Source organism: Neorhizobium sp. PAMB6630, from assembly GCF_058242775.1.
Window position 1 is genome coordinate 3,679,580 of record NZ_CM177836.1, and the last position, 17,608, is coordinate 3,697,187.

At 61.1% G+C, this 17,608-nt stretch carries 14 protein-coding genes and 1 tRNA gene; 6 read left to right on the plus strand and 9 right to left on the minus strand.

Annotated elements, in window-relative coordinates:
* Nucleotides 1-111: 111 nt before the first annotated feature.
* The 8 genes from AC4CWF_RS17575 to AC4CWF_RS17610 form a co-directional block, all read right to left on the minus strand.
* Nucleotides 112-915: a purine-nucleoside phosphorylase gene (locus tag AC4CWF_RS17575; RefSeq protein ID WP_491282915.1), complete on the minus strand. Its 804-nt coding sequence runs from the start codon at nucleotides 913-915 to the stop codon at nucleotides 112-114.
* On the minus strand, nucleotides 912-1,304 hold the full coding sequence (locus AC4CWF_RS17580) for a cytidine deaminase (protein WP_491282916.1): 393 nt from the start codon (nucleotides 1,302-1,304) through the stop codon (nucleotides 912-914). Before AC4CWF_RS17580 ends, AC4CWF_RS17575 begins: the two co-directional genes overlap by 4 nt.
* Before the next feature lie 4 nt (nucleotides 1,305-1,308).
* The gene (locus AC4CWF_RS17585; RefSeq protein WP_491282917.1) at nucleotides 1,309-2,280 is read right to left on the minus strand and encodes an ABC transporter permease; all 972 of its coding nucleotides are present in this window, start codon (nucleotides 2,278-2,280) and stop codon (nucleotides 1,309-1,311) included.
* A 10-nt stretch (nucleotides 2,281-2,290) separates the two neighbouring features.
* A complete protein-coding gene (locus AC4CWF_RS17590) occupies nucleotides 2,291-3,394 on the minus strand; it encodes an ABC transporter permease (RefSeq protein ID WP_491282918.1) in 1,104 nt (367 codons plus the stop codon).
* A 13-nt stretch (nucleotides 3,395-3,407) separates the two neighbouring features.
* Nucleotides 3,408-4,919 carry an ABC transporter ATP-binding protein gene (locus AC4CWF_RS17595; protein ID WP_491282919.1) on the minus strand — a complete coding sequence of 504 codons (1,512 nt, stop codon included), beginning with the start codon at nucleotides 4,917-4,919 and terminating at the stop codon, nucleotides 3,408-3,410.
* An 82-nt stretch (nucleotides 4,920-5,001) separates the two neighbouring features.
* Entirely contained in the window at nucleotides 5,002-5,994 is a 993-nt protein-coding gene (locus AC4CWF_RS17600; protein ID WP_491282920.1) for a BMP family lipoprotein, read from the minus strand.
* A gap of 237 nt (nucleotides 5,995-6,231) precedes the next feature.
* Nucleotides 6,232-6,885, minus strand: coding sequence for a peptide-methionine (S)-S-oxide reductase MsrA (gene msrA, locus AC4CWF_RS17605; RefSeq protein WP_491282921.1), 654 nt, complete (start codon nucleotides 6,883-6,885; stop codon nucleotides 6,232-6,234).
* A 45-nt stretch (nucleotides 6,886-6,930) separates the two neighbouring features.
* Nucleotides 6,931-7,245, minus strand: a complete 315-nt coding sequence (locus AC4CWF_RS17610; RefSeq protein WP_491282922.1) for a hypothetical protein — start codon at nucleotides 7,243-7,245, stop codon at nucleotides 6,931-6,933.
* A 291-nt stretch (nucleotides 7,246-7,536) separates the two neighbouring features.
* On the opposite strand from AC4CWF_RS17610, the gene AC4CWF_RS17615 reads away from it, so the two are divergent.
* Nucleotides 7,537-7,626 (plus strand) — tRNA-Ser (locus AC4CWF_RS17615).
* A gap of 116 nt (nucleotides 7,627-7,742) precedes the next feature.
* Here the strand turns inward: AC4CWF_RS17615 and AC4CWF_RS17620 are convergent.
* Entirely contained in the window at nucleotides 7,743-8,783 is a 1,041-nt protein-coding gene (locus tag AC4CWF_RS17620) for a dipeptidase (protein ID WP_491282923.1), read from the minus strand.
* A 321-nt stretch (nucleotides 8,784-9,104) separates the two neighbouring features.
* Here AC4CWF_RS17620 and AC4CWF_RS17625 point away from each other — a divergent pair, with 321 nt between their 5' ends.
* The 5 genes from AC4CWF_RS17625 to AC4CWF_RS17645 all read left to right on the plus strand — a co-directional run bounded on the left by AC4CWF_RS17625 (nucleotide 9,105) and on the right by AC4CWF_RS17645 (nucleotide 17,587).
* Nucleotides 9,105-9,935, plus strand: coding sequence for an MBL fold metallo-hydrolase (locus tag AC4CWF_RS17625; protein WP_491282924.1), 831 nt, complete (start codon nucleotides 9,105-9,107; stop codon nucleotides 9,933-9,935).
* Nucleotides 9,936-10,088: 153 nt separating this feature from the next.
* Nucleotides 10,089-11,831 (plus strand): adenylate/guanylate cyclase domain-containing protein, encoded by a 1,743-nt coding sequence (locus AC4CWF_RS17630; protein WP_491282925.1) that lies wholly within the window; start codon nucleotides 10,089-10,091, stop codon nucleotides 11,829-11,831.
* A gap of 49 nt (nucleotides 11,832-11,880) precedes the next feature.
* Complete coding sequence (locus tag AC4CWF_RS17635; protein WP_491282926.1) at nucleotides 11,881-13,062, plus strand: DUF3095 domain-containing protein; 1,182 nt, start codon at nucleotides 11,881-11,883, stop codon at nucleotides 13,060-13,062.
* 298 nt (nucleotides 13,063-13,360) lie between these two features.
* Nucleotides 13,361-14,713: an adenylate/guanylate cyclase domain-containing protein gene (locus AC4CWF_RS17640; protein WP_491282927.1), complete on the plus strand. Its 1,353-nt coding sequence runs from the start codon at nucleotides 13,361-13,363 to the stop codon at nucleotides 14,711-14,713.
* Between the two features lie 162 nt (nucleotides 14,714-14,875).
* Nucleotides 14,876-17,587, plus strand: coding sequence for an ABC transporter transmembrane domain-containing protein (locus AC4CWF_RS17645; RefSeq protein ID WP_491285479.1), 2,712 nt, complete (start codon nucleotides 14,876-14,878; stop codon nucleotides 17,585-17,587).
* Nucleotides 17,588-17,608: the final 21 nt, after the last annotated feature.

Sequence of the window (17,608 nt, forward strand, 5' to 3'; positions counted from 1 at the left end):
CCCTCCCGGCTGTGTCGGAATGTGCATAGTTAACCTTCAATCGATTAGACGCAAGCCGAGACAGCAGCATGACACCACGCCGCCGACCAAGCCTCTCATTTCATTGGATGTTCAGCCGAGGCTTTCCTGGGCAAACAGGTCGCGCAGGATGGCTGCGAGCCTCAGCCCGCCCTTCGGCGCCATTTCCTTGGTTTCCCCATGGCTAAGCTCCGAGCCTGTCATGCCCGCCCCGTAATTGGTGATGACGGAGCAGGCGGCAACCTTCAAGCCGGCATAGCGCGCAAGGATCACCTCGGGCACGGTGGACATGCCGACGGCATCAGCACCCAGAATGCGCGCCATGCGCACTTCCGCCGGCGTCTCGAAGCTTGGGCCCGAAAACCACATGTAGACGCCTTCGTAAAGCGGCGTCGTGGTGCGGATGGCGGCATTGCGGATGGCAAGCGACAACTCGGCGTCATAGGCGGTGGTCATGCCGACAAAACGGCGATCGCCGCTTTCGCCGATCAGCGGGTTCATGCCGGAATAGTTGATGTGGTCGGTCAACTGCATCACCGAGCCCGGCGGCATGTCGTCCCGCAGCGAGCCGGCCGAATTGGTGAGGATCAGCGATTGCACGCCGATGCCCTGCAGCACCTCGATGGGAAAACGCATGGCGGCGGCATCGCCGTGTTCGTAATAATGGGCGCGGCCAGACAGCATGATAACCGGGTGACGGCCAAGCTTGCCGGCAACCAGTTCGCCCGCATGGCCGGTGACACCGCTTGCCGGAAAACCCGGCAGGTCCGCATAGGAAACGCGCACCGGATTGGCCACTTCGCCCACCAGCGAGCCGAGACCAGAGCCGAGAACGATGGCATGACGCGGCATCAGCCCGTCGAGGCGATCCACCAGATGATCGATGACGGACTTCATCCGAGTATATCAGTCTTGAACGAGAAGGGCAGAAGCTCCTCCATCGTCATGGTCTTCTGAACGCCCATGTCGTCGCAGAGGTAGATGCGGGTTTCAGGCCCGGCAAATTCGGCGATCTTCTGCCGGCAGCCGCCGCAGGGCGGGCAGCAGGCGAGCTTTTCGGCGATGACGGCCATCTCGACGATCTTTTTGGCTCCGCCCATCACCATAGCGCCGATGGCCGTGGGTTCCGCGCACCAGCCCTGCGGAAAGGACAGGTTTTCGATGTTGGCGCCAAGATAGATTTTTCCGTCATCGGCGCGGATGGCCGCACCGACGGGGAACTTCGAATAAGGCGCATAGGCGCGTGCCATGGCATCGCGGGCTGCTTCGAACAGGTCGTGCGACATGGGTTTAACGCTCCTTGGTATAGGGCACGCCACCGGCCTTCGGCGGGTGGGCGATGCCGATAAAGCCGGCCAGCAGAATGCAGGTCAGCACATAGGGCATGGCCTGGAAGATCTGCACCGGCACTTCACCGATGCCGGGCACGGCCTTGCCCTGCATGAAATTGGCGAAGGCATCGAGGAAACCGAACAGAAGGCAGGCGAACATGACAGGCACCGGCTTCCATTTGGCAAAGATGAGGGCGGCGAGCGCGATATAGCCCTTGCCGGCCGACATGTCCTTGATGAAGGCGGCCGACTGGGCAATCGACAGATAGGCACCGGCAAAACCGCAGAGGAAACCGGCAACGATCACCGCGCGGTAGCGCAGCCATGTCACGGAAATGCCGGCCGTATCGACAGCACCCGGGTTTTCGCCAACGGCGCGCAGGCGAAGCCCGAAGCGCGTGCGAAACAGCACCCACCAGGACAGCGGCACGGCGGCAAAGGCGAGATAGGTGAGGATATTGTTGCCGGAGATCACATTGACATAAAGCGGACCAAGCACCGGCACGTCGCGCATGAGATCAACACCCGGCAGCGTGATCGGCGAAAAGCGGGCTTCGCCGGCAAGCTGCGGCGTGCGGCCGCCCTGGCTGAACCAGGCCTGGCCGAGCACGATGGTAAGGCCGGCGGCGACGAAATTCAGCGCCACGCCCGAGACGATCTGGTTGCCGCGATTGGTGATCGAGGCAAAACCGTGGATCAGCGAAAAGACGATGGAGACCGCGATGCCGCCTAAAAGGCCAAGCCACGGATTGCCGGTGAGATAGGCAACGCAGGCCGAGGCAAAGGCGGCCGCCAGCATCTTGCCTTCCAGCCCGATGTCGAAAATCCCGGCGCGCTCGGAGAACAGACCGGCAAGGGCGGTAAACAGCAGCGGGATCGACAGGCGGATGGTCGAGCCCAGAATGCTGACGAGGATATCGAAATAATCCATGATCGTCTCCTCAAGCCCGCTTCAGGCGCTGGTACAGGTGAACCATGGCAGGCCGGAACATATATTCCAGCGCGCCGGCAAACAGGATCACCAGCCCCTGGATCACCACGATCATCTCGCGCGTGATGTTGGGCATCTCGAAGGAAAGATCGGCGCCGCCCTGATAGAGAATACCGAACAAAAGAGCCGCGAGAATGATGCCAACCGGATGGCTGCGCCCCATCAGCGACACCGCGATACCGACAAAGCCGGCCCCGCCGACAAATTCCACCTGCAGGCGCGCAGAGGAGCCCATGACCGGGTTCAGCGCCATCATGCCGGCAAGGCCGCCTGATATCAGCATGGCGATGATGACCGTGCGCGAATAGGGAATGCCGGCATAAACGGCAGCGGACGGGCTGATGCCGAGCGTGCGCATTTCATAACCCAGCTTGGAGCGCCAGATCAGCAGCCAGACGAGGAAACACATCACGAGCGCGATGAGGAAGGACACGTTGAACGGCGCCGGGCCAAGCTTCAGCCCGAACCAGGCCATCAGCCAATCGAGCTTCGGCAGCTGCCCGCCGGGCAGGAAGGTGCGCGTTTCCGGCGCCATCTTGCCGGGCACGATGAACACGTTCACCAGCAGGTAGACCATCAGCGCTGCGCCGATGAAATTGAACATGATCGTGGTGATGACGACATGGCTGCCGCGTTTTGCCTGCAACCAGGCCGGAATGAAAGCCCAGGCCGCGCCAAAAATGGCAGCGCCGATCACCGCAAACGGCATCGTGACATACCACGGCACGTAATGGTCGAGCGACAGGGCAACGAGGGCTGCACCCAGGCCCCCGATATAGGCCTGACCTTCCGCGCCGATGTTGAACAGGCCGGCATGGAAGGCAACCGCGACCGACAAGCCGGTGAAGATGAAGCTTGTCGTATAAAACAGCGTAAAGCCGATCGCATCGCCGCGACCAAGCGCGCCTTCGATCAGAAGTTTCAGCGCCGCGACGGGATCTTCCCCGATCGACCAGACCACGAGGCCCGAAATCAGGAAAGCCATCAGAAGGTTCAGAAGCGGCATCAACCCGTAGGTGATCCAGTTGGGCAGGGGTACGGAAGCGGTACTCATGAATGGTGCGTCCTCATGCGGCGATGCCTGCCATCATCAGGCCGAGCGTCTGTTCGCCAGCCTCTGCGGTCTTTTCGCCGACAACCTTGCCGGCAAACATCACGAGGATACGGTCGGACAGCGAGCGGATCTCGTCGAGTTCGACGGAGACGAGCAGGATCGCCTTGCCGGCATCGCGCATTTCCACGATCCGGCGGTGAATGAATTCAATGGCGCCGATATCAACGCCGCGTGTCGGCTGGCCGATGATGAGCGCTTTCGGATCGCGTTCGATCTCGCGGGCCACCACGATCTTCTGCTGGTTGCCGCCGGAGAAATTCGCGGTTTTCAGCCGTGGGTTCGGCGGGCGGATATCGTATTTCTCGATCTTTTCGGCAGCTTCCGCGCGGATCGCCTTCAGGTCCAGCAGTGCACCGCGGCCATAACGCGGGTCGCGGTGATAACCAAGGACAGCGTTTTCATATTCCTCAAACTTCAGCACGAGGCCCATGTGGTGGCGGTCTTCGGGGATATGGGCAAGGCCCAGCGCGCGAAGCCGGGCCGGATCGGCCCCGGCAATCGGCTTGCCATCAAGCAGGATTTCGCCGGACGCGGGCTTGCGAATGCCGGCCAGCGCCTCCAGAAGCTCCGACTGGCCATTGCCGGCAACGCCTGCAATGCCGACGATCTCGCCCTCACGCACCTCAAACGAGACGTCATCGACCATGGTGACGCCACGACTGTCCTTGACCGTCAGGTTCTTCACCGACATCAGCACCTTGCCGGGTTTTGCCTCGCCTTTTTCGACGCGCAGGAGAACGCGGCGGCCAACCATCAGCTCGGCCAGTTCCTCCACGGTCGTCTCCGCCGTCTTGCGGGTCGCCACCATCTCGCCGCGCCGCATGACGGAGACCTCATCGGTGATCGCCATGATCTCGCGCAGCTTGTGGGTGATGAGGATCACCGTTTTGCCCTGGTCACGCAGGACCTTCAGCACCTTGAACAGGTGGTCGGCTTCGGCCGGCGTCAACACGCCCGTGGGCTCGTCGAGAATGAGAATATCGGCGCTGCGATAAAGCGCTTTCAGGATTTCCACCCGCTGCTGCTTGCCCACCGGCAGGTCTTCGATAATGGCATCGGGATCGACATCCAGGCCGTAATCGGTTTCCAGGCGCTTCAATTCCTTGCGCGCACCGGAAACGCCCTTGGCGAGCAACTGCCCGCCTTCGGCGCCGAGCATGATGTTTTCAAGCACGGTGAAGTTCTCCACCAGCATGAAATGCTGATGCACCATGCCGATGCCGGCGGAAATCGCCGCCTGGCTGTCGCGGATGGTGAGCGGCTTGCCATCGATGCGGATCTCGCCGCGATCGGCCTGGTAAAAGCCGTAGAGAATGGACATGAGGGTTGATTTTCCGGCACCGTTTTCCCCGATGATGCCGTGGATCGTTCCCTTTTCCACCTTCAGATTGATATTTTTGTTGGCATGAACGGTACCGAAACTCTTGTCGATACCCACCAGTTCGATGGCAGGATGCTGGCTCACACGCCTTCGCCTTTCCTTATTCCGGAAGCCGGACATGAAGAGGGCGTATGACGGATGCGCCATACGCCCTTCTGTCGCTCAATTACATCGGGCAGGTGTTGTCCGACATGTAATCGTGAACCTTGACGGTGCCGGAAATGATGTCGGCCTTGGCCTTTTCGACGGCAGCCTTCATTTCAGGGGTCACCAGCTTGGCATTGTTGTCGTCGAGCGCATAGGCCACGCCGTCTTCCTTGACGCCATTCGACTGGATGCCGGCGGTGAACTTGTCAGCGGCCGTGTCCTTGTAGGCGTTGTAGACGGCCAGATCGACGCGCTTGACCATCGAGGTCAGCACCGAGCCCGGATGCAGGTGGTTCTGGTTGCTGTCAACGCCGATCGACAGTTTCTTGTTGTCGGCTGCCGTCTGCAGCACGCCGAGGCCCGTGGCACCGGCTGCCGCATACACAACGTCAGCACCCTGATCGATCTGGTTCTTCGTCAGCTCGCCGCCGCGAACCGGGTCATTCCAGGCAGCGCCGGTGGTGCCGGTCATGTTCTGGAGAACGCTGATCTTGGCATTGGCAGCCTTGGCGCCCTGGGCGTAACCACAGGCAAACTTGCGGATCAGCGGAATATCCATGCCGCCGATAAAGCCGACCTTGCCGGACTTGGATGCCATGCCGGCCATGACGCCGACGAGATAGGAGCCCTCTTCTTCCTTGAAGACGACCGAGCGGACGTTTGGCAGCTTGACGACGGAATCGACGATGACAAACTTGGTGTCAGGGAATTCTGCTGCAACCTTTTCCATGGCCGAGGTCCAGGCGAAGGACACGGCAACCACCGGATTGAAACCCTTGGAGGCGAAGTTGCGGATCGCCTGCTCGCCCTGCGTATCGCTGGTCGGCTCGAAATCGCGGAAGTCCGTGCCGGTTTCCTTCTTGTACTGTTCGGCGCCGTGGAAAGCCGCTTCGTTGAAGGATTTGTCGAACTTGCCGCCGGTGCCGTAAACCAGGGCCGGCTTGATATCCGCGGCGAGCGCCGTGGTGGAAAGCGCCGCCATGGCGATCAGAGTCAAAAGGGTTTTCTTCATCGTGCAGCCCTGTTTTTGATATTCATGATGGGTCCCCCCGCACGCCCCTTGAAGGGCATGTCTGCGGTTGCCAGTGTCGTTTCATTATGCCTGGCTGGCCCTTATCCTTGCATGGCTTGCAGCGAAATTCACCAGAAATTTTTCATTTGGTCAAAAACGAAAAAACTGCCGAAGACTTATACAACAACGCCGCGGATCTGCTCAGATCCGCGGCGTTTCGCCGTCTAAATGGTCACTTCAGCGTTCGATGGGGCAACTGACGCCCGTGCCGCGCAGGCCGCAATAGCCGCCGGGATTCTTGGCCAGATACTGCTGATGATAATCCTCGGCGTAGAAAAACTCCTCCGCCGGGGCAATTTCGGTGGTGATCGCCGCCTTGTGCCCTGCCGCCGTCAGTGCCGCCTGGAAGGCATCCCGCGCCGATTTTGCCGTGGCCAGCTGTTCGGGCGTCGTCGTATAGATCGCCGAGCGGTAGGTCGTGCCGATATCATTGCCCTGGCGCATGCCCTGCGTCGGATCATGTTCCTCGAAGAAGGTCTTCAGCAGCGCCTCGAAGCTGACGACGGCCGGATCATACACCACCTTGACCATTTCGGCATGGCCGGTCAGGCCCGTCGTCGTTTCATGATAGGTCGGGTTCGGGGTCAGCCCACCCTGATAACCGACGGCCGTGACCCAGACGCCAGGCATCTTCCAGAACAGCCGTTCGGCACCCCAGAAGCAACCCATGCCGAGATAGGCGACATGCAGGTGATCGGGATATGGACCCTTCAGCGGCCGCCCGTTAACGAAATGATGGTCTGCGGTGGCGAGTGGCTGGTCACGCCCCGGCAGCGCCGCATCGGGCGCTGGCATGACCGTCTTCTTGTTGAACATATCAATCAGAAACATGCGTGCCTCCTCGAGCCCGGCCGGTTGAAGAGCATCAGGTCCGCCTCATGCGGACAAGGCTCCAAGCGTCGCCCGCCGATAACCGATCATCCACAACAGCAGCGACAGCACGAGAAAAACCGCAAAGGCCGGCTGCTGGATGATGACGGCAAGGCCGCTCTGCCAAGCTTCGGCATGAATATAGTGCGTGACCCAGGCTTCCACCAGAGCAAGCGACCCCGGATCGACCGCAACCCAATCCGCCTCCAGGCTGGTGAGCACCACCGACGAGGAGGAGACCGACAGAACGGCATCGATTGTCCCGGCCGCAATGGCGGCGACAAGTGCTAGGAAACTCAGAAAGCGGAAGAAGAAAGCCATGTGCGACCCGTTGTTTGGCAGAAGCCGGCTCCTGGTGTCACAACTTAAGGCTTGCGCTGCGGCTTTGCAATCAGGCGGAGAGCGGCAGTAGGCAGTAGGCAGTAGGCAGTAGGCAGTGAAAAATGCGCTCCGGCATGCTGCGCGACGCAATCTTTTTTCTCAGCCTCTGCGCACGCCTTTCGGCGACAGGTCACAAATCTTTCAGATTCCGGTTGCCTCCCTGAAATTCATCGGTATATATCCGCCCCGACCGCTGCTTCGCCAGATTGTGCGACGCAGCCCTTGGATAAAGGACAGGTGGCCGAGTGGTTGAAGGCGCACGCCTGGAAAGTGTGTATACGTGAGAGCGTATCGCGGGTTCGAATCCCGCTCTGTCCGCCATCCGCCTTTTCCCGATTGTCATTTTCAGTCTCGGCCCGTAGGCCATCCGCTTGCGGGCGGGCGATACAGCGCAAATTTTTGCGCCGTATCCTGATGCCTTGTGACATAGGCGGGCCTCAGCTGCCCAGCGTGCGCTCCAGAACCGATAGCCAGTTGCGGTGAGCCACAGACGCAATCGCGTCGGCATCAAAGCCGCGCGCTTCAAGGGCGGCAATCAGGCGCGGCAGGCCGCTCGCGTCCTTCAACTCCTCAGGCACGGTCGTTCCGTCGAAATCCGAGCCAAGGCCGATATGCTCGATGCCGATGCGATCGGCGATGTAGACGACATGATCGACGATACGCTCGATCGGGGTCTGCGGGTTCTTCACGCCGTCCTCGCGCAGAAACAGCACGCCGAAATTGATGCCGACGAGGCCACCGGTGTCGCGGATGGCGTCGAGCTGGCGGTCGGTGAGGTTGCGGCTGTGCGGGCAAAGCGTGTGCGCGTTGGAATGCGAGGCAACAAGCGGCGCATCGGACAGTGCTGCAATATCCCAAAAACCCTTCTCGTTCATGTGCGACAGGTCGATCAGGATTTTCAAGCCATTGCAGGCGCGGATCAGGTCCTTGCCGGCCTCCGTGAGGCCCGGCCCGATATCGGGGGAAGCCGGAAAACGGAACGGCACGCCATGCGCAAAAATGTTCGGGCGGCTCCAGACAGGTCCAAGGCTGCGCAGGCCCGCCTGATGGAGCACGTAGAGCGCATCCAGATCCGCCCTGACAGCCTCTATGCCTTCGATGTGCAGGACGGCGGCAAAGGCACCCGCGTCCATCGACCGGCGGATATCGCCGGCGGAACGGCAGACGTTCACGGCGCCCTTCGAGCGCGCCTCGAGATCAAACAGCAGCCGCGCCATCGCCATCGTATCGTTCAGCGCATCCTTCTGGGCGGGCGCGACGAAATCGCCGTTTTCATCCGGGCGCATGGTGGGCGAGGAGACGTAGATGGCGCAGAGGCCGCCGGCAAGCCCGCCCGCCCGGGCCCGCGGCAGGTCGATATGGCCACCGTCCTCGCCTGCCAGGAACCCACCGACCGCATCCGCCTGGCCGGGACGATACATTCGCGCCAGCACGTCGTTGTGGCCGTCAAACACGGGGATGGAAGAAACTGGCATCATGATGATCTTTCGAAGTTGAACTAAAGACAGAGGTAGGCACGGCCGGCGCGTGGAGCAATCCTTAACTGCACGATGCGCCGGCGGCAGGCCGGTTATCCGTAAATTGCCTGACGCAAAAGCGGCGAAGGCTGACATTGCGCCAAGCCTTGGCGGTCCTGGCACTTTCCACCCTGCAAAGCCGGGCAATCTTCGCGTGCCGGATCGGATTTGCCCATTATTTCAGCGCAGGGCCTTGCATTCGGAGACGAAAGGCAATTGGCTAGGTGAACGGTAACAATTGTGCGCTATGGGCCTGGACACCGGAGAAGTGTCATATGCAAAATGAACAATGATGTGTTTCAGATAAAGTTCTGGGGGACGCGGGGCAGCATCCCCGTCTCAGGCAAGGAGTTTGACAAGTACGGCGGCAATACTCCGTGCATCGAACTACGCTGTGGGATGCACAGACTGATCTTCGATGCCGGATCCGGCATTCGCGAGGCCGGCCTGGAAATGCTCGGTGACGGCACCGACCATGTCGATCTGTTCTTTTCGCATTGCCATTACGATCACATCATCGGGCTGCCCTTCTTCAAGCCGATCTACAATCCCGCCATCGTCGTCAATATCTGGTCCGGCCACATGGCGGGCCGGATGACGACAGCCGAAATGATCCGGCAATTCGTCAGTCCGCCCTATTTTCCGGTCGATCTCGACATCTGCAAGGCACGGCTGAATTTCTTCGATTTCCACGCCGGCGATATCCTGACCCCGCGTCCGGGTATTTCGATCCGCACCTTCTCGCTCAACCATCCGGGCGGCTGCATCGGTTACCGTATCGAATGGGCTGGCCGGTCGCTGGCGCTGGTTTTTGACATCGAACACCAGCCAGGCGTTCTTGACGAGACGGCGCTGGAACTGATGGCGGGCGCCGATATTGCCGTCTACGACAGCGCCTTTACCGAATCCGAAATGGACCGTTACCGCGGCTTTGGCCACTCCACCTGGGAACAGGGCGTGAAGCTTGCAAAGGCTGCCGGCATCGGAAAGCTCATACTGTTTCATCACGCGCCCTCGCGCACGGATGGCGAAATGGCGCTGATCGAGCGACTGGCACAGGAAGAATTCCCCGCCTGCTTTGCCGCCCGCGACGGCATGGTGCTCGACATCTGATCCAGACCTGCTTCAGTAAGGCGGAACGGCAAATGCCGGGTCGAGCGAAAAACCCCTGCGCGCAAAAAGATCTGCAGTGATCACGGCGATTTACAGATTGGCCTAAAGCTGCGATTCATCCTCATTGAAGAGCTGATCAAAGCATTGGACCCCATGGCTTCGGACGTGAAAGAACGCCTGTTTTCGCAGCGCCGGATCCGCATGGCGCGCCTTGCCTCGGGGCTGGTGATCTTCCTGTTCATGATCATGCATCTGAGCAATCACACGGTTGGCCTGATCTCGGTCAACGCCGCCGACGATGCCCGGCGCATCTTTCTCTTTGTCTGGCGCAATCCCCTGGGAACGCTGCTGCTCTACGGCTCATTTCTCGTTCATATCGCGCTGGTGCTGCACGCCATCTATCGGCGGCGCAGTTTTGTCATGCCGAAATCGGAAGCAGCACAGATCATCTTCGGCCTGATGATCCCGCTTCTGATCATCGACCACATCATCGGCACGCGCATCGCGTCCAGCCTGTTTCACCTGCGCGACAGCTATGAAACGCTGGTCCATATCATGTGGACGAAATCGCCCTTCGACGGATTGCGCCAGTCGATCGCCATCGTCGTAGTCTGGGTGCATGGCTGCATCGGCATCCATTTTTGGCTGCGTTATCGCCCCTGGTATCAGAACGCCACACCGTTTCTCATGACACTCGCCATCCTGCTGCCGACACTCTCCTTGCTCGGCTTTGCCCAGATGGGGCGCAATATCGCCAGCCCGGCCTTTATGCTGAGCGGTTATCCCGGCGGTTATTATGATCCGACAGTCTTGTCCACGTCGGCGCAGGAGACGCTGAACGCCATCAAGATCGCGCTTTATGCCGGCTTCGGGCTTTCGCTTGCCGCAGCGCTTGGGCTTCGCGGCGTGCGCTGGCTGCGCGAGCGCGCCCATCTCGTCACCATCCGGTATCCGAACGGCCAGACCATCAGCGTGCCGCGCGGCTTTACCGTGCTGGAAGCAAGCCGTATGGCCGGAAAACCGCATTATTCGGCCTGTGGCGGCAAGGGCCGCTGTTCCACCTGTCGCGTGCAGGTGATCGAGGGGGAGGAGACGCTTCCGCCGGCAGAAGCGCTGGAGCAGCGCACGCTGATCCGCATCAAGGCCGGCCCCGGCGTCAGGCTTGCCTGCCAGTTGCGCCCGAAAACCGATGTCACGCTGGCGCCGATCCTGATGGCGCTTCCGGAGACGGACGAGGTGGGCAACAATTACGAGGCCATGCCCGGACGGGAGCAGGAAATCTGCGTCCTTTTCTGCGACATCCGCAATTTTACAGCCCGCACCGAAACACGGCTGCCGTTCGACATCGTCTTCCTGCTGAACCGCTATTTTGCCGTGGTCGGCCGTGCCGTCGAAGAGGCGGGCGGGCGCATGGACAAATTTATCGGCGATGGCGCGATGGCCCTCTTTGGCGTGAGCGGGGATCCGGAACTTGCCGGACGCCAGGCGCTCGAGGCGGCAACGAAGATCATGGTGGGCATCGAGGAGCTGAACCGCAAGCTTGCCGACGAACTGAGCACACCGCTCAGGATCGCCATCGGCATCCACACAGGACCGGCCGTGGTCGGCACGCTCGGCTACGGCACCGTGCGCAACCTGACAGCCATCGGCGATACCGTGAATGTCGCAAGCCGGCTCGAAAGCGTTGCCAAGGAATTCGACGCACCGCTGGTCATCTCCGAGCCGCTGGCACGGCTCGCAGGCCTTGACCTGTCGCGGCACACCGCCCGCGAAGTGCCGATCCGCGGCCGCACGCTTCCCTTGCGCGTGTTTGTGCTCGACGAGCGTGTGGGCGACGATCTGAAAAAAGCCCCGGTCCCTGCCCTGGCCCCGACCCCGACCGACATGCGCGACTGACGCAAAAAGCCTTGATGCGCCGGCCTTCGGCCCATGCTACCTTGATGGCATGAACGCCATGACGGACGCTTTTTATCAGTCTCTGCCGATCTTCACCCGGTTCGAAGGGGTGGCGGATGCGCGCAACTATCGACCCCTGCCGCAAGACTGGGTGCTGGCGGTGGCTGATATCGTCGGCTCCACCAAGGCCATTGCCGACGGGCGCTACAAGCAGGTCAACATGGCCGGTGCCAGCGTGATCTCCGCCGTCCTCAATGCGCTGGGCCATGAGGATCATCCGTTCAGCTTTGGCGGCGATGGCGCGATGATCGCACTTCCCGGACGCCATGCCGATGTGGCCCGGGCAGCCCTTGCCTCCGTTCGGACCTGGGTCGCACGTGAGCTTGGCCTTAACATGCGGGTGGCGCTGGTTCCGGTCGGCGATATTCGCGCACAGGGCCTTGATGTGGGCGTCTCCCGTTTTGCCGCAAGCCCGCTCGTTTCCTATGCGATGTTCACCGGCGGCGGCGCAAGCTGGGCCGAACGGCAGATGAAGGCAGGCCGCTACGCCATTGAGGAGCACACCGAGGCGCCACCGGATCTCGACGGCCTTTCCTGCCGCTGGAGCCCGATCCAGGCCCATAACGGCGAAATCGTCTCGATCATCGCGCAGCCGACATCACCGGCGACCATGGTGGAATTCGAGGCTTTGGTATCGGCCATCGTCTCGGTGACGGCCGAGCAGAACCGCAATGGCCACCCTGTTCCCGAAGAGGGACCGCAGCTTGCCTTTTCCTCGGGCGGGATCAGGGCCGAGGCCTCCACCGTTGCACCCGGGCAGCGCCTGTCGAGGACCTTGCGTATTGCCGGCCTGGTGGGGCTCACAACCCTCCTCCACCGGCTGAACATTCCGTTCGGCCGGTTCAATGCGCGCCAGTATACGCGCGACGTTGCCGCCAATTCCGATTTTCGCAAGTTCGATGACGGGTTGAAAATGACGGTGGACGTGGACGAACCGCATCGCCTGCGCATCGAAAAACTCCTGGCCGAAGCCGAGGAAAAGGGCGTCTGCCGCTACGGCATTCACCGGCAGGACAGCGCTCTGATGACCTGCTTCGTGCTGAGCCCGATGACGCGCAATCACATGCATTTCGTCGATGGTGCCGGTGGCGGTTATGCGCTTGCCGCAAGCCGGCTTTCCGCAAAGGCGACCGATACGGCACCGGCATATGCAAGCCCGCCTTTGCTCTGACGCTTTTGCAGCGCAAAACAAAATCCGCAGGCACCCTTGCAAGAACGCCTTTCCGCACCGATTTCTAAAGCTGTATCTTTTCACCCGAGGATGGCATCAAAAGCGCGCGCGCCTAGAAGCATGACGGGAAAATCCCGATCACGGCCTGCGCGATCGGCTTTCACAGACGGCATCCCCGCCCCCCGGGGCCCTTGCGCTCGTGCATCGCCCGACAGCGGGCCTGTCACGGGAGAGCGGCAATGCCCCATACGAGCACGAACCGGCGCCTTTCGGCCGCCATCCACACGAGAGGCCTTTCATGACAACCGCAACGGGACAGGTGTCCTCCATTCTCATGGAGAAGGTCGCGGACTGGCTGACGCAGGCAGCCCTTTCCGGCAGCACGCTCGAAGATATCGTGCGGGGGCTCTGCGACCGGATGGCGGCGGCAGGCCTGCCGATTGCCCGCGTCCACCTGTCCTTTGCCATGCTGCACCCGCTTTATGACGCGCTGGGTTTTACCTGGCGCCCGGCAAGCGGGCTGACCGTGGAAGGTTATCGCCACGATGTCGGCAATCCCGATGTGTTTATGCGCAGTCCCTATTACCAGCTTCTCGCCCGGAACCTCGACCACATGCGCCGACGCATTCCCCGCGAAGGCCCGGTGGAGTTTCCGGTCTTCGAGGACCTGCAGAAGGAGAAGATCACCGATTACATCGCTTTCATGCAGCCGTTCGGCGATCACACCGTGCAGGGCATGATGGGCTCCTGGTCGACCGATGCGACCCACGGCTTTACCGACGACATGATCGCCGCCCTGCTGCGCATCCAGAATTATCTGGCGGTGGCGGCCAAGATGGCCGTGCTCGACAAGCTTGCCAACAACATGCTGACAACCTATCTCGGCGGCGATGCGGGAAAACGTGTGCTGAACGGACAGGTCCGTCGCGGCGACGGCGAAACGATCCGCGCCGCGCTTGTGGTCGGCGACATGCGCCAGTCCACCATCCTTGCCGAAAAGGAAGGTCGACAGGCCTATATCGACACGCTGAATGAATTCTTCGACGCAATCGCTGCCCCGTTCAACCGCAATGGCGGGCAGATCCTGAGTTTTCTCGGCGATGGCTTTCTGGCTGTCTACCCCTGCGACCGTCACCGTGATCCCTCGCGCGAGGCCTGCCAGTCCGCGATGGCTGCCGTTCGCCATGCGCAGGCGCGGCTGTCCGGCCTCAATGCGCGCCGCGCGGCAAAAAGCCTGCCGACCATCGGTTACGGCATCGGGCTGCATGTCGGCAACGTGATGTTCGGCAATGTCGGCCTGCAGGAGCGGTTGACGTTTTCCGCCTTCGGCTCGGCCGTCAACGAAGTGGTGCGCCTGCAATCGCTGACCAAAAAATACGGCTGTAATGTCGTGGCAAGCCAGGCCTTTGCCGGCTACGACGGTGGCGAATGGGACAGGCTTGGCGAGGAAAAGCTGCGCGGCGTGCGCCAGCGGGTCACGCTTCTGCAGCCGAAAACGCGCCCCGACGAGACCCTGGTGGAAGAAACGCTTGCCGATATCGAACGCAAGGCCCTTTCGGAGGCCGAACGTCTGATCCTCCTCCACCGCGACGCAACCGAAATTGCCGTCAAGCGGCGCACGGCGCCGTTTCTCGACAAGTTGTTGCAGTAGAAACAAAAAACTCTAACATTCGCTAGGAAGAGTATTGGTGGCACCGGTCATTGCAGCTACCGTCCGAAGCGGCGGTTCATGAGCCGTTGGTAAAGGAGCGGGCGGTTTGACGCGCACCGGCTGCCAAAAGAGGCCGAGCAGCGGCAGGTTTCGCGGGGGATGATGGAAAAAAGTCTGGCGCGGTACATCTGGTCCAACACCTATAAGCAGCAGGTGTGGATCCTCCTGGTGGTTGCGGCCTCGATGGTCCCTTACTTTCTCGCTTTCGACCTGCCCAAGCGCATCGTCAACGGCCCGATCCAGGGCCAGGGTTTTGAAGAACCGGATACCACGCAACGGTTCATGGCGATTGCCTTCGACCTGCCATGGCTCGGCCATGTCGAACTTTTCGAAGGTTTTCCGCTCGGCCGCGTCGGAACGCTGATGGCGCTCAGCACCGTTTTCCTCGGGCTGGTGGTGCTGAACGGCCTGTTTAAATTCTACATCAACACCTACAAGGGCCGGCTTGGCGAGCGCATGCTGCGGCGTATCCGTTTCAGCCTCGTCGACCGGGTGCTGCGCTTTCCGCCCATCCATTTCAAGCGGGTGAAATCGGCCGAAATCGCCACGATGATCAAGGACGAGGTGGAGCCGCTCGGCGGTTTCACCGGCGACGCCTTTGTGCAGCCAGCACTTCTGGGCGGCCAGGCGCTGACAGCGCTCGGCTTTATCATCCTGCAGAATTTCTGGCTGGGCATGATTGCCGCGTCCATCGTTGCCCTGCAGGCGCTGATCATCCCGCGCATGCGCAAGCGGCTACTGGAGCTTGGCCGCCAGCGACAGCTGACCGCACGACAGCTGTCGGGCCGCGTCAGCGAGATCGTCGATGGCATTCACACCATCCGCGGCCACGATGCCTCCAATCTCGAGCGCGCCGACATCGCAGACCGCCTCGCGACGATCTTCTTCATCCGTTACGACCTTTACCAGTGGAAGTTTCTGGTAAAGTTCATCAACAACTTCCTCGCCCAGGTGACGCCCTTCCTGTTTTACGCGATCGGCGGATATCTGGCGCTTCAGGGCCGCCTCGACATCGGCCAGCTGATTGCCGTCATCAGCGCCTACAAGGATCTGCCGGGACCGCTGAAGGAACTGATCGACTGGGATCAGGCGCGCCAGGACGTGCAGGTGAAATATGCCCAGGTGGTCGAGCAGTTCGACGTGGACACGCTGGTTGGCCCGCATATCCAGACGCTGGTGACGACGCCTGTCGAAAAGCTGTCCGATGCGCTGGTGGTGAGCAATCTCGTGCTGACCGATGACAGCGGCGCACCCTTGCTCAACCGTCTTTCGCTGGAGATCGCACCGGACGCGACGGTGGCAATCGTCGGGCGCAGCAATAGCGGGGCCGAAGCACTTGCCGAAGCCTTCGGGCGCATTCTCTGGCCCACCTCTGGGCACATCACCATCGGTGGCACCGACATTCTCGAACTGCCCGAAAGCGTCACCGGGCGGCGCATTTCCTTCGTCTCCTCGGAAACCTATTTTTTCCACGCCACGTTGCGCGACAACCTGCTCTACGGGCTGAAGCATGCCCCGTTGAAAACGATCGAATACGGCGGCCAGAGCCAGCGCAAATACAAGCGCAATCTCATGGAAGCGCAGCGATCCGGCAATCCGGCGCTCGACCTCAACAGCGACTGGATCGACTACAGGTCTGCCGGCGCAAGCGGTCCCGACGATCTGCTGAAGGTCATCCGCCCCGTTCTCGATGCGGTGATGATCTCACAGGACATTTTCGACCTTGCCCTGCGCTCGCAGGTGGATGTCACCGCCCATCACGCGCTGACCGACCGCATCGTCGAGATCCGTCAGGCCATGCGCCGCCGGCTGCAGGACGCCGATCTCGAGGAGATCGTCGCACCGTTCGAGGCGCATGCCTACAATCTGCAGGCAACCGTCGGCGAAAACCTGCTGTTCGGCACCATGCGGCAGGGCATGACGGGCCAGGCGCTGGCCGCCCACCGCTATTTCCGCAAGGTCATGGGAGAGAGCGGCGTCTCGGCGCAACTTTACGCCATGGGTCTGGCGATTGCTGAAAACGCGGTCGAGCTTTTCCGCGACCTGCCGCCGGACCACCCGTTCTTCCGGCAGCTGACCTTCATGAGCGCCGATGACATCCCGGCCTATGAAGCTCTGCTGCAGAAACTGCAGAACACGCCCTTCGAAGAGGCCTCCGCGACAGACCGCACGAGCATCATTCGCCTGAGCTTCTCCTATGTCGAGCCGCGCCATCGTTTCGGCCTGCTGACGCAGGAACTGATGGCGCAGATCGTCAAGGCGCGCGAGGCATTTTATGCCGATATTCCGGCCGACCTTGCCGAGCGTATCGAGCGTCACGACGCCGAACAGTTCACCGCCTCGGTCTCGCTGATGGACAATGTGCTGTTCGGCCGGCTGTCGTTCCAGGAAGTCGATACGACCGAGCGCATCCGCCAGACGATCCGGGACCTGTTCGAGGAACTGGGCCTTGCCGATCACGTCCTGTCCATCGGGCTCGATTTCGATGTCGGCTCGCAAGGCCGGCGGCTGAACACGGTACAGCGGCAAAAGCTCAACCTTGCACGCGCGCTGCTCAAGCGCTCGGACTATTTCATCTTCAACCGGCCGCTTTCGGCGCTGGACCAGAGGGCGCAGGACAGGATCGTCACCAACATCCTCAAGGACCTGCATGAAGAAGGCCACCGCCCTTCCATCGTCTGGGTGCTGCCGAATGCGCAAATCAGTGAACTTTTTGACCGCATTCTGGTTTTTGAGAATGGAAATCTGGCTGAAAGCGGATCTTTTGAAGAACTTTCAGGCAAAAATGGGATGTTCAATCAACTGCTCTCATAATATCGTATGGGTGTGAGACGG